The 12990-nt window shown below is 74.7% G+C and carries 11 protein-coding genes; 6 read left to right on the top strand and 5 right to left on the bottom strand.

From position 1 onward, the window contains the following. From DMH08_RS34755 to DMH08_RS34745, 3 genes are all read left to right on the top strand, one after another. A partial coding sequence (locus DMH08_RS34755; RefSeq protein WP_148108624.1) for an amino acid permease occupies window positions 1-848 on the top strand: 848 nt, incomplete at its 5' end. A 27-nt stretch (window positions 849-875) separates the two neighbouring features. After that, window positions 876-2486, top strand: a complete 1611-nt coding sequence (locus DMH08_RS34750; RefSeq protein WP_233617993.1) for an adenylate/guanylate cyclase domain-containing protein — start codon at window positions 876-878, stop codon at window positions 2484-2486. A 160-nt stretch (window positions 2487-2646) separates the two neighbouring features. Beyond that, entirely contained in the window at window positions 2647-3597 is a 951-nt protein-coding gene (locus DMH08_RS34745) for a glycerophosphodiester phosphodiesterase (RefSeq protein ID WP_034518746.1), read from the top strand. On the opposite strand, the gene DMH08_RS34740 is transcribed toward DMH08_RS34745, so the two are convergent. Further along, window positions 3598-4497, bottom strand: coding sequence for a LysR family transcriptional regulator (locus DMH08_RS34740; RefSeq protein ID WP_026403262.1), 900 nt, complete (start codon window positions 4495-4497; stop codon window positions 3598-3600). 206 nt (window positions 4498-4703) lie between these two features. On the opposite strand from DMH08_RS34740, the gene DMH08_RS34735 reads away from it, so the two are divergent. Beyond that, entirely contained in the window at window positions 4704-6035 is a 1332-nt protein-coding gene (locus tag DMH08_RS34735) for a sensor histidine kinase (RefSeq protein ID WP_125620320.1), read from the top strand. Window positions 6036-6148: 113 nt separating this feature from the next. Then, window positions 6149-7699, top strand: a complete 1551-nt coding sequence (locus tag DMH08_RS34730) for an alpha/beta hydrolase (protein WP_199748147.1) — start codon at window positions 6149-6151, stop codon at window positions 7697-7699. 37 nt (window positions 7700-7736) lie between these two features. Here DMH08_RS34730 and add read toward each other — a convergent pair whose 3' ends face one another. Next, entirely contained in the window at window positions 7737-8711 is a 975-nt protein-coding gene (add, locus tag DMH08_RS34725; protein ID WP_125620318.1) for an adenosine deaminase, read from the bottom strand. 45 nt (window positions 8712-8756) lie between these two features. After that, window positions 8757-9641, bottom strand: a complete 885-nt coding sequence (locus tag DMH08_RS34720; RefSeq protein ID WP_125620316.1) for an A/G-specific adenine glycosylase — start codon at window positions 9639-9641, stop codon at window positions 8757-8759. A gap of 69 nt (window positions 9642-9710) precedes the next feature. Here DMH08_RS34720 and DMH08_RS34715 point away from each other — a divergent pair, with 69 nt between their 5' ends. Continuing rightward, the gene (locus DMH08_RS34715; protein WP_125620314.1) at window positions 9711-10298 is read left to right on the top strand and encodes a hypothetical protein; all 588 of its coding nucleotides are present in this window, start codon (window positions 9711-9713) and stop codon (window positions 10296-10298) included. Here the strand turns inward: DMH08_RS34715 and disA are convergent, their stop codons facing one another. Together disA and radA are read right to left on the bottom strand one after the other, a co-directional pair. Next, window positions 10299-11381, bottom strand: a complete 1083-nt coding sequence (gene disA / locus DMH08_RS34710) for a DNA integrity scanning diadenylate cyclase DisA (protein ID WP_026403268.1) — start codon at window positions 11379-11381, stop codon at window positions 10299-10301. It abuts the gene before it with no gap. A gap of 113 nt (window positions 11382-11494) precedes the next feature. Continuing rightward, window positions 11495-12919, bottom strand: coding sequence for a DNA repair protein RadA (gene radA, locus DMH08_RS34705; RefSeq protein ID WP_026403269.1), 1425 nt, complete (start codon window positions 12917-12919; stop codon window positions 11495-11497). Window positions 12920-12990: the final 71 nt, after the last annotated feature.

The raw sequence follows: 12990 nt of genomic DNA, 5'->3' as shown, positions 1-12990 counted from the left end.
CGGCGGGGGTGTCGAACCTGTGGGCGCACGGGGGGTTCTTCCCCGAGGGCGGCGGCGCGATGCTGATGACGTTGCAGATGGTGGTGTTCGCGTACCTGGGCGTCGAGTTGGTCGGGGTGACGGCGAGCGAGGCGAAGGACCCGGAGCGGAACATCCCGCGGGCGATCAACGCGCTGCCGGTGCGGTTCGCGCTGTTCTACCTGGGGTCGCTGCTGGTGATCCTGGCGGTGGTGCCCTGGACGGCGTTCAAGGGGGGCGCGAGCCCGTTCGTGCTCGCGTTCGACCGGATCGGGATTCCGGGCGGCGGGGACATCGTCAACTTCGTGGTGCTGACGGCGGCGCTGTCGTCGTGCAACGCGGGCGGGCTGTACTCGACGTCGCGGATGCTGCGGACGACGGGGGTGAACGGGGACGGGCCGCGGGTTCTGGCGCGGTTGAACGGGCGCGGGGTGCCGGTGCTGACGGTCGTTATCTCGGCGCTGGTGATGGGGGTGGGCGTGGTCGTGAACGCGGTCGCGCCGGAGAAGGCGTTCGCGTACATCACGTCGGTTTCGACGGGCGGGATCATCCTGGTGTGGTCGGTGATCGTGGTGGCGCATCTGGTCTACCGGCGGCGGGAGGGCCGGCGGTCGGCGTACCGGATGCCGTGGTCGCCGTACTCGAACTGGGCGGTGCTGGGATTCTTCGCGTTCGTGGTCGCGACGATCGCGTGGGACGCGGACGCGCGGGTGGCGCTGTACGTGATGGCCGCGTGGGCTGTGGTGATCGCCGCCGGGTGGGCGTTCGTGCGGCGGTCGTCGGGCCGGGTGGCGGCGCCGGTGCCCGCGGAGGAGAGCGGCGTGGGATGATCCGGACGGACGTCCGGGGAGGCCCAGGTGAGCCGCAGGAGCATGCTGGAGATCCGCGTGCGGTGGGTCTTGCTGGTGGTGGTGGGCGTCGCGAATGCGGTGGGCGGTCTCGTGGTGCTGCTGTTCGCGACGTTCGTGGTGCCCGATCCGCCGCTGGACGATCCGGACCACGTGCATCTCGTGAACGCGGTGGCGTTCTTCAGCTATCCGGTCTTCGCCGTTCCGGGGGCGCTGGTGCTGGGGCTGTGGCTGTGGCGGCCCGTGGTGCGGCTGGTGCGGGACGGCGGGCCGCCCGACCGCGAGCAGAAGCGGGCGGTGCTGCTGGGGCCGCTGCGGCTGACGCTGCTGGTCGGGGGCATGTGGGCGGTGGGCGCCGCCGGGTGGGCGGTGCTGGACCTGCTGCTGTTCACCGGACGGCTCGCGGTGAAGACGGGGCTGACGTGCCTGCTGGGCGCGGCGACGACGTGCACGATCGTGTACCTGCTGTCGGAGCGGCTGCTGCGGCCGGCGGCGGCGCTGGTGCTGGCGGCGGAGCCGCCGCGGCGGTTCCGGCTGCCGGGCGTGACGACGCGGGTGATGCTGGCGTGGGCGCTCGGGACGGCGATCCCGGTGTTCGGGCTGATCTGCGTGGCGATCGCGGCGCTGGCGGCGCCGGACATCGACGTGACGCGGCTGGCGATCTCGATCCTGGGGCTGGGCGGCGCGGCGCTGTTCGCCGGGATGTACGTGACGTACATGGCGACGCGGGCGATCGCGGACCCGATCAAGTCCGTGCGGACGGGGATGGCGTACGTGGAGCGGGGCGATCTGCAGGCGGTCGTCCCGGTGTACGACGCGAGCGAGGTCGGGCAGCTGCAGGCGGGGTTCAACCACATGGTGGCGGGGCTGCGGGAGCACGAGCGGCTCCGGGACCTGTTCGGCCGGCACGTCGGGGAGGAGGTCGCGGACCTCGCGCTCGAACGCGGTGACATCACGCTGGGGGGCGAGGTGCGGGAGGTCGCGGTGCTGTTCGTCGATCTGGCGGGGTCGACGCGGCTCGCGGAGACGCGGGGGCCGGACGAGGTGGTGGGGCTGCTCAACCGGTTCTTCGGCGTCGTGGTGTCGGTGGTGGCGGCGCACGGGGGCTGGATCAACAAGTTCGAGGGGGACGCGGCGCTCGCGATCTTCGGGGCGCCGAGCGAGCTGGAGGACGCGGCGGGCGGGGCGCTCGGCGCGGCGCGGGAGCTCGCGGTGCGGCTGCGGGCGGACGTGCCGGAGCTGGACGCGGGGATCGGGGTGTCGGCGGGGCAGGTCGTCGCGGGGTACATCGGCGCGGAGCAGCGGTTCGAGTACACGGTGATCGGTGATCCGGTGAACGAGGCGGCCCGGCTGAGCGACCTGGCGAAGGTGTCGCCGCGGCGGGTGCTGGCGTCGGGGACGGTGCTGGGCCTGGCGCACCTGGTGGAGGCGGGGCACTGGGACCTCGGCAAGCCGGTGACGCTGCGTGGACGGTCGCGCCCGACGCGGCTCGCGGTGCCGCGCCCGCCGGACGTGCCGGAGCAGCCGGGGCGGCGGCGCGGGAGGCGGGTGCTGCGGGGCGCGTTCGTGCTGGTGAACCGGACGTCGCGGGCCCGTTCGGAGGCCGGGGAAACCGACTGATCTCGGTGTGCGCCGCCGCACCGTGTTGCTCTCGTGTCTCGCGAAGCCGATGCGTATCGTCACTGTCCGTACACGTTCCGCTACCCGTTCGTCACGTTGCGGTCATGCTGCGGGCCCAGTGTCGAAGCGGACGAGTCGGCTCCGGCTTCGCGAGGTGAAGATGTTCGGACGGAAGCGTCTGGTGGCCACCGCGGTCATGTCCGCGGCGGTGGTCATCGGACCCGCGGCGCACGCGGAGGCGGAACCGCGCCCGCCTCTCTCCCAGCCCGGCGCCCCGGAGCCGCGCCCGCGCGGCGCCGGCGACGTCTGGGCGGTGCCGGAGGTGCTCGTCGAGGACGAGCCGGTCGGCGTGGCGCACCGCGGGGCGTCCGGCGCGGCGCCGGAGAACACCCTGGCGGCGTTCCGGGCGGCGGCGCGCATGGGCGCGGACATGGTCGAGGTCGACGTCCAGGAGACGAAGGACCACGCGCTCGTCCTGCTGCACGATTCCACGCTCGCGCGGACGACGGACGTGGAGGACGTCTTCCCGGAGCGGAAGCCGTGGAAGGTCTCCGACTTCACCTTGGCGGAGGTGAAGCGCCTGGACGCGGGCTCCTGGTTCGGCAAGCGCTACGCGGGGGAGCGGGTCCCGACGCTCACGGAGGCGATGCGGGAGATGCGCGGCAGCGGCCTGGGGATGCTGGTCGAGCTCAAGGACCCGGCGAAGTATCCGGGGGTGGAGAGGCGCGTCGCCGAGGCGCTGCGCGCCGACGCCTACTGGACGAGCCCGGACCCGCGGCGGCTGGTCGTGCAGTCGTTCGACTGGGCGTCCGTGCGCCGCTTCGACGCGATCATGCCGGGGGCGTCCACGGCGCTGATCGGCCGGCCGAAGGCGTCGGCGCTGCGCGGGCACGCCGCGTACGCCGACCAGGTCAACCCGGACCACCGCGACCTGACCGCCGCGTACGTCGACAAGGTGCACGCCGCCGGCATGGACGTGCTGACCTGGACGGTCAACGACGCGAAGGGCATGCGGAAGGCGCTCGGCCTCGGGGTGGACGGCGTGATCACCGACCGGCCGGACGTGTGGCGGGAGGTCATGGCGGCCGCCGGGAGCGGCGCGGCGGCCTGATCAGCCGGACGGACGTCCGGACGCGGGGAGCTCTCGCGCGCGGGCCGTCAGGGCGCGCGCGGCGGGGCTGCGCGGGCCCTCGGCGCGCCAGGCGAGCACGACGCGCCCGCGGAGCCGGGGCCGGACGATCGGCAGGACGTGCAGGCCGTCGGCGAACGCCCGCGCGGCCGACTCGGGGACGACGGCGACGCCGAGGCCGCGGGCGGCGAGTTCGGCGAGGACGGGCGGTTCGCCGGCCTCGAACGCGACGCGGGGCCGGAGCCCGGCGGCGGCGCACGCGCGGTCGAGGACGGCGCGGACGCCCGTCCCGCGCGGCAGGCTGATCAGGGCGTGCTCGGCGAGGCCGCGCAGGGTGGTGGTGGCGCGGGCGGCCAGCGGGTGGCCGGGGGCGGCCGCGGCGACGAGGTCCTGCTCGAAGACGAGCTCGGTCGCGAGCCCTTCGGGCGGTTCGTCGCCGATGCTGAGGAACGCGAGGTCGACGAGTCCGGCGCGCAGCCGGTCGGCGAGCGTCGCGGAGTCGTGCTGGGTGACCGTGATCTCCACGTTCGGGTGGTCGCGGTGGAAGTCGGCGAGCATGCCCGGGAGGTCGAGGGCCGCGACCCAGTCGAACGTCCCGATGGTGACGTGCCCGCGCAGCAGGCCCGTCAGCTCGTCCACGGAGCGGCGCGCCCCGTGGACGGCGGCGAGGGCGGCGCGCGCGTAGGGGAGCACGAGCTCGCCCGCCTCGGTGAGCCGGACGGTCCGGCCGGACCGGTCGAACAGCGGCTGCCCCAGCTCGCGTTCGAGCTGCCGGATCTGGGCGCTGACGCCCGGCTGCGCGACGTGCAGCCGGGCCGCGGCCCGGGTGAAACCGGCCTCCTCGGTGACCGCGACGAAGTACTCGAGCTGGCGCAGTTCCATGGGCCCGATGCTAGACAGCGGGGCGCGCCGCACGGGGGCCGCGACGGTGAAATCGCAGGTCACCGCCCGCTTCGGGTAACCGGTTCTTTCTCGTTCCTTTGCCGCGGAACGCCCGTCCGGAGGACTGGAACCGGCTGTGCGGGTGATTACCTCCCCACCGGGGGGTTCGGGTGTACGGACGGCGCACATGGTCCATACGGGTGCGGATGACCGTCATTGCCGGGACGGTCACCGTTCTCATCTGCGCGATCCTCACCACACTGATCCTCATCGGGGTGCGCGATCGGGCCGCGGACTACCGGCGCCAGCAGGCCGGCGCGGCGGCGCTGCAGATGGTCTTCTTCGTCAAGCAGGGGGAGGTGCCGCCCCGGCTGAGGTCGCCGCGGGACGTCGCCATCCAGGTGCTGGACGCCCGCGGCCGCATCGTCGCGGCCACGCCCGACCTGGAGGGCGAGGGGCGGATGGCCCGGTTCGTCCCGGGGCGTTCGAGCGTCTACGCCGTCCGCGAGCTGTGTCCCCCGGCGGGCTTCGCGAGCTGCATGGACGTGCTGGCGTTCCGCGTCTTCGACCCCCGGGGCGACTGGATCGTCTACGCGGCCGCCCCGGCGACGCCCTGGTACGTGAACAGCAGCCTCGTCACCGTGCTGCTGAGCATGTCGGTGCTAGTCACCCTGCTGGCGTGCCTGCGGACGTGGGGGACCGTGGACCGCACGCTCGTCCCGGTGGACGCCATCCGCGCCGAGCTGACGGAGATCACCGCGAAGAAGTCGGGCCGCCGCGTCACGGTGCCGGAGAACCGGGACGAGGTGCGGCGGCTCGCGGAGGCCGTCAACGCGACCCTGGACCGGCTCGACGCCGCCCTCGAACGGCAGCGCAGCTTCACCTCCGACGCGTCCCACGATCTGCGCAGCCCCATCGCGGCGGCGCGCGCGCAGATGGAGGAGGCGCTCATGTACCCGGACGAGGTCGACTGGCCGCAGGCGGGACGGACGGTGCTGCAGAACCTCGACCGGCTGCAGGCGATCGTCACGGACCTCCTGGAGCTCGCGCGCCTGGACGCCACCGCGTGGCGCGGCGACGAGATCGTCGACCTGGGCGCGATGGTCACGATCGAGCTGGCCCGGTCGGAACGCTCCAAGCAGGTCGTCCCGCACATCCTGGACGACGTCACGGTGCGCGGCGACCGGCTCCGGCTCGTCCGGCTCTTCACGAACCTCCTCGACAACGCCGAGCGGCACGCGGAGTCCCGCATCGACGTGAGCGTCTGGCACGCGGACGGGGAGGCGTGCCTGGAGGTCCTGGACGACGGCGCGGGCATCACCGTGCAGGACCGGGAGAAGGTCTTCGAGCGGTTCGCGCGCCTCCAGGCGGGCCGGCAGCGGGACGCCGGCGGCACGGGCCTCGGCCTCCCGATCGCCCGCGAGATCGCGCGGGCGCACGGCGGCGACCTGACGATCGAGGACAGCGCCCGCGGCGCCCGCTTCGTCCTGCGCGTCCCGCATGAGAAGCGCGAGGAGAAAGGCGAGGGGAAGCGCTGACGGCGGCGGGCGGCGGGAAGGCGGCGGCGTTCGCCGGCCGCCCCTGAGGCGCCCCTGGCCGCACCCTGAATCGACCCTGAACCCCCTGTCCCGGCGGCGGACCCGGACCTAGCGTGATCGAGGTCCTGAGGACCGGCGCCGCCCCCGTCGGGCGGCTCTCCCACGCGAAAGGCATGGATTTCATGCTGCGCAAGAACAGGCGGGCCGCCCGGACCGCCGCGGCCGCCGCGGGGCTCGCGATCGCGGCCGCCGCCGCGCCCGCGGCGTCCGCGGCGTCCACGGCGTCCACTGTCGGGCCCCCGCCCGCCCCCCGCATCACCTGGACGGCCTGCGGCGACGACGGCGGCGCCCAGTGCGGCACCCTCGCGCTCCCGGTCGACTGGGACGACCCGGACGGCGCCGCGTTCGAGCTCGCCGTCGCGCGCCGCACGGCCCGCGACCCGGGCGCCCGCATCGGCACGCTCGTCTTCGGGCCCGGCGGGCCGGGCGATTCGGGCGTTCACCGCGTCGTGGACGGTATCGACCGGTTCAGTGAGGACGTCCAGCGGCGGTTCGACATCGTCAGCTTCGACCCCCGGGGCGTGGGGGCCAGCGCGCCCATCCGGTGCTCGACGGAGGTGCTGGGGGCGCGCCCGTCCCCGGTGATGGCGAGCCCGGAGGACTTCGCGGAGACGGTCGCCTACAACGCGCGGGCCCGCGAGGACTGCACCGAGCATTCCGGCCCGATCTATGACAACGCCGACACGCTCAGCACGGTCAAGGACCTCGACGCGATCCGGAGGGCGCTCGGCGAGTCCCGGCTGACCTTCCACGGCAGCTCCTACGGGACGCTCCTCGGCGAGCAGTACGCCGAGGCGTACCCCGGGCGCGTCCGCGCGATGGTCCTCGAAAGCGTCGTCGACCACAGCCGCCGCGACGCCCGATCGTTCCTGACGTCCCAAGCCTGGGCGGCCCAGGACTCGTTCGACGAGTTCGTCAAGTGGTGTGACCGCACCTCCGACTGCGCCTTGCACGGACGAGACGTCCGCGCCGTCTGGCGAGACCTGCGGGAGCGCGCGCGCCGAGGCGACCTGGACGGCCTGTCGGAACCGGCCCTCGTCCACATCGCCTTCCGCGCCTTCTACGGGCCCGACTGGGGCGAACTGGCCCGGACGATCGCGGACCTCGACGCGGGGAAGGAACCGCCCGCCGCCAAGGCCGCCGGCGGGCCCGCCGCCAAGGCCGCAGGCGGCCCCACCGCCGCGGACCCGTTCACCGGCGTCTTCTGCTCCGACTGGAGCCTCCCCGTCCGCGACCACGCGCACTGGGAGCGGCTGATGCGCCGGGTGGCGAAGGTCGCGCCCGACATGACGTACACGCGGCCCGTCCAGGCCGTGGCCGCGTGCCTCGGCTCCCCGCGGCCGGTCGCGAACCCGCAGCACCGCCTGGACGTCCGCGGCCTGCGGACGCCGATCTTGCTGGCGAACGCCCGGCACGACCCGGCGTCCGGGTACAACTGGGCGACGAACGCGGCGCGGCAGCTCGGCCGCGAGGGCGTCCTCCTCACCTACGAGGGCGCGGGCCACGGCAGCCACGACCGCGGCGCCTGCATGCGGGGGGCCGTCGACCGCTACCTCATCGACCTGGAGGTCCCCGCCCCCGGCACCTCCTGCCCCGCCGCCTGACCCGGCCGCGCCGCCGCCCGACCCGGCCGCGCCGCGGTCAGGGGGCGGCCAGCCAGGCGGTGATCTCGGACCGCAGGCGGGCCTTCGTGGCGGGCGGGGCGAAGGACGCGTCGACGGAGGCGCGGGCGAGGTCGGCGAGGGCGCCGTCGTCGTAGCCGAACGCGTCGCGGACGTGCGCGTACTCGGCGGCCAGCGGGGTGTCGATCAGCGCGGGGATGTCGGTGTTGACGGTGACGAGGAGACCGGCGTCGCGGAGGCGCGGCAGCGGGTGCTCGGCGAGGGACGGGGCGAAGCCGAGGGCGACGTTGGACGTCGGGCACACCTCCAGCGGGACGCGGCGCTCGCGGACCTCGGCGACGAGGTCGGGGTCGTCCAGCACGCGGATGCCGTGGCCGAGGCGCTCGGTGCGGCCCGGGCCGAGCGCCTGGCGGATGCTCGCCGGGCCCTCGCCCTCGCCCGCGTGGTGCACGACGTGGAGCCCGGCGTCGCGGGCCGCCGCGAAGACGTCCGCGAACGGGTCGCCCGGGTGCGACTCGTCGCCCGCGAGGCCGACCGCGACGACCCCGTCGTGGCGGCGGGCCAGGTCGAGGGTGCGCCACGCGCGCTCGACGGGCCGGCGGCGGGAGTGGTCGAGCAGCAGGCGGCACTCGACGCCGAAGTCGGCGCGTCCGGCGTCGAGGCCCTCCAGGACGGCCGCGAGCGGCATGCCGAGGTCGCCGAGGCGCTCGCCGTGCGCGGCGGCGGTGAAGGACGGCTCGGCGTAGCGGGTCCCCTGGGCGGCCTCGTCGGCGCAGAACTCGTAGGCGACGCGGCGGAAGTCGTCCGGGCGCCGCAGGCACGCGCGGACCAGGTCGTTCTGCGCGAAGAACGCGTCGAACCCGCCGAACGCGCCCACCCGGTCGGGCACCCGGACGCCGTTGGCGGCGCCGATCTCGCGGAGGGTCCCCCACCGCACGGTGCTCTCGAGGTGGACGTGCAGGTGGGCCTTGGGCAGGGTCAGAAGATCGCGCACCCGCCGCACGCTACGGTCCGGACGCGCCGGCGTGCGACCGGTTATTCAGGCCGGGAGGGCGTAGCGGCCGTCGTCGAGGGGGTCGACGAGGCCGTCCGCGACGAGCGCGTCCAGGGCCCGCTCCCGCTGGACGGCGTCGGACCAGACGGCGTCCAGCGCCGGCTTCCCGACCGGGCCGTCGGCGTCGCGCAGGACGGCGAGGAGCCGGCCGCGGCACTGCCGGTCGGTGCCCGCGTAGGTCTGGCCGCGGCGCGGCGGGCCGTCGTAGGCGGGGCGGCCGTCGCGGTGCCAGCGGCAGCGGTCCAGGACGGGGCAGTCGACGCAGCGCGGCGAGCGGGCCGTGCAGACCAGCGCGCCCAGCTCCATGACGGCGACGGCCCAGCGGGCGGCGGTCGGCGCGTCCGGCGGCAGCAGGGACTCGGCGAGCCGCACCTCCGCCGTCGTCTGCGACTTCGGCGGGTACTCGGCCCCCGACACCAGGCGGGACAGGACGCGGCGGACGTTCGTGTCGAGGACGGCGTGCCGCTGCCCGAACGCGAAGCTGGCGACGGCGGCGGCCGTGTAGGCGCCGATGCCCGGCAGGGCCAGCAGGTCGGCGTGCGCCGCGGGCACCGCGCCGCCGTGCCGCTCGACGATCGCGCGGGCGGCCCCGTGCAGCCGCAGCGCGCGGCGCGGGTAGCCGAGCCGGCCCCACGCGCGGACGGCCTCGCCGGACGGCTCGGCGGCGAGCGCGGCGGGCGTCGGCCAGCGGTCCAGCCAGGCGCGCCAGACGGGCAGGACGCGCGCGACGGGCGTCTGCTGGAGCATGATCTCGCTGACCAGCACGCCCCACGGGGTCGCGTCGTCCGCCCGCCACGGCAGGTCGCGGGCGTGGACGTCGTACCAGGCGATGATCGCGTCGGTATATCTCGCGTCGGTGTGTGAGGTCATGGCGGACGGCCATTGTGGCACGCGGCGGGTCTGCGCCCGTCCCGCCCGACCCGGTTGCATACTGACCGCATGGATGTCGACACGGAAGGTGACGGCGGGCGGTACTGGCGGCGGCGCGTCCTCGCGCTCGCCGGGGTGCTCGGCGCGGTGGCCGTCCTGGCCTGGGGGTGCGTGCGGGGGGCGTCCGAGGAGCCGGTGAGCCGCACGGTCGCCGAGGCGGCCACGCCGCCGCCCCCGCCGACCGCGATGCCGACCGTCACCGTGACCGTGACGACGACCCCGGCGCCCGGGGAGGACGGCGCCGCGTGCAGGGACGACGACATCGTCGTCACGCTCGGCGCCGCGGACGAGCGCTACGCGGGCGGGAAGCGGCCGGCGTTCCGGGTGACGGTCGTGAACACGGCCGAGAACACGTGCCGGTTCGACCCCGGTTCGCTGGACCTGCGGATCACGTCGGGCGACGACCGGATCTGGTCGTCCGCCGAATGCCGCGGCGGGGACGCGGCGCGGGAGTCGCTGCGGCGGGGCGTCCCGTACGTCCGGGAGATCGTGTGGGACCGGCGGCGCGGCTGCGGCGGGGACGCCGCCCGGGCCGGGACGTACGTCGCCCACCTGCACGGCGGCAAGGGGAAGCGGCAGGTGTTCCGGCTCGGCTGATCAGACGTACCGTTCGAGGATCGACGACTCGGCCAGCCGGGACAGGCCCTCGCGGACGCTGCGGGCGCGCGACTCGCCGACGCCGCCGACGGCCTGGAGGTCGTCGATGCTGGCGGCGAGGAGCTTCTGCAGGCCGCCGAAGTGCTCGACGAGCCGCTCGACGACCATGCTCGGCAGCCGCGGCACCTTCGCGAGCAGCCGGAACCCCTTCGGGCTGACGGGCAGGTCGAGGGCGTCGGGGCCCGCGAAGCCCATCACCTCGGCGACCGTGGACAGGTCGAGGAGCTCGTTCGCGGACAGGACGTCCAGCGCCGCGAGGATCGCGTCGACGCCGCGGGCCCGGGTGTCGTCGGACGGGTAGTCGCGGACGATCAGCTCCCGGTCGACGTCGACGCCCGACACCAGCTCGTCCAGCTGGAGGGACAGCAGCCGGCCGTCCGTGCCCAGCTCGACGACGTAGCCCTCGATCTCGTCGGCGATGCGGCGCACCATCTCGAGGCGCTGCACGACCGCGCTGACGTCCCGGACGGTGACGAGGTCCTCGATCTCGAGGGCCGACAGCGTCCCGGACACCTCGTCGAGCCGCAGCTTGTACCGCTCGAGCGTCGCGAGGGCCTGGTTGGCCTTGGACAGGATGGCCGCGGAGTCCTCCAGGACGTAGCGGATGCCGTCCAGGTACAGCGCGATGATGTGCATCGACTGGCTGACGGAGATGACCGGGTGGCCGGTCTGGCGGGCGACGCGCTCGGCGGTGCGGTGCCGGGTGCCCGACTCCTCGGTGGGGATCGTCGAGTCCGGGACGAGGTGGACGGCGGCCCGCACGATCCGGCTGTTGCCGGTGCCCAGCACGATCGCGCCGTCCATCTTCGCGAGTTCCCGCAGGCGGGTGGCGGAGAACTCGACGTCGAGCTCGAAGCCGCCGGAGCACAGCTCGGCGACCAGATCGTCGTAGCCGAGCACGATCAGCGCGCCCGTGTGGCCCCGCAGGATGCGCTCCAGGCCGTCCCGGATCTGGGTGCCCGGAGCCACCGCGGCGAGCGTGGCGCGGCGTCGTTCGTCATGGGACTTGTCGTGTGCTGGCACCTGGCCCCCGGAGGTCGCTGGACGGCGTCAGTTTACCGAGCGGCCCCGTTCGCCGGTTCCTCCCCTGGTCGCAACCGGGGGCCGTACCGGGTAATACTCTGGCGCTACCCGCGTCACGGCGCGGTAAAGGCGACCTGCAGCGCCTGCTGCAGGCTGTCGACCTCCATCACCTTCATGCCCTCGTAACTGGACAGCTGCGGGTCGGCGCGCTTCAGCGGCGAACCGTCCGCGAGTTCCAGCGACCCGCGCGGCACCACCGCGTGCTTGAACCCGAGCCGGGCGGCCTCCGCGAGCCGCCGCTGCACCCCCGGGACCACCCGTGCCTCCCCGGCCAGCCCGACCTCCCCGAGCGCGATCAGGCTGCTCGACAGCGACTGCTCCACGGTCGAGCCGGCGACGGCCAGCGCGAGCGCCAGGTCGACGGACGTCTCGGTGAGCCGCACGCCGCCGACCGTCGACACGTAGACGTCCTGCTCGTGCATCGAGATCTTGCAGCGCTGCGCGAGGACGGCCAGCACCATCGCCACCCGCGACGTGTCGAGCCCCGAACTGGCCCGCCGCGGCGACGGCAGGTGCGACTTCGCGACGAGCGCCTGCACCTCGGCGACGAGCGGCCGCCGCCCCTCCAGCGTCACGGTGACGCACGTCCCCGGGACCGGTTCGTCCCGCCGGGTGAGGAACAGGCCGCTCGGGTCCGGGAGCCCGACGATGCCGACCTCCGACAGGTCGAAGCAGCCCAGCTCGTCCGTGGGCCCGTACCGGTTCTTCACCGCGCGGATCATCCGCAGCCGCGAGTGCCGGTCGCCCTCGAAGTACAGGACGACGTCCACGAGGTGCTCGAGCAGCCGCGGGCCCGCGATCGCCCCCTCCTTCGTGACGTGCCCGACGAGCACGACCGTGATGCCGCGCTCCTTCGCGACCCGGATGAGGTTCGCCGCGACCTCCCGGATCTGCGTGACGCCGCCGGGCGCCCCGTCGACCTCGGACGTCCCGATCGTCTGGATCGAGTCGACGACCACCAGCGTCGGCTCCACCGCGTCGACGTGCCCGAGCACCGCCGACAGCTCCGTCTCGGCGGCGAGGTACAGCTCGTCGGTGATCGCGCCGACCCGGTCGGCCCGCAGCCGCACCTGCTCGGCCGACTCCTCGCCCGTCACGTACAGGACGCGCTTCGCCGCGCCGTCGTCGCCCTTCTGGGACGCGAGCGCCGCGACCTCCAGCAGCAGCGTCGACTTGCCGATGCCGGGCTCGCCCGCGAGCAGCAGCACCGCCCCGGGGACGATCCCGCCGCCGAGCACCCGGTCGAGTTCGTCCAGCCCGGTGGGCCGGGTCTGCGCCGACCGCACGTCGACCTGCCCGATCGGCCGTGCGGGCGTGCTCACCGGTCCCGCGCTGACCACCCGCGCGGGCGTCGCCGACGCCCCCTCGATGACGGTGCCCCACGTCTGGCACTCGCCGCACCGCCCGACCCACTTGGACGTCTGCCACCCGCATTCGGAGCACCGGTACGCCGCCTTGGCCGCCTTCGCCTTAGCCATAGCGACGAAGCCTAAGGCCACCCACCGACACCCGCCCCCCGCCCGGCCCCGCCCGGTCCGCGGGCGGGGCC

It is taken from the genome of Actinomadura sp. WAC 06369 (genome assembly GCF_003947565.1).
In the GTDB taxonomy this organism is placed as follows: domain Bacteria; phylum Actinomycetota; class Actinomycetes; order Streptosporangiales; family Streptosporangiaceae; genus Spirillospora; species Spirillospora rifamycini.
This window is presented reverse-complemented; position numbering and strand designations above follow the sequence as displayed.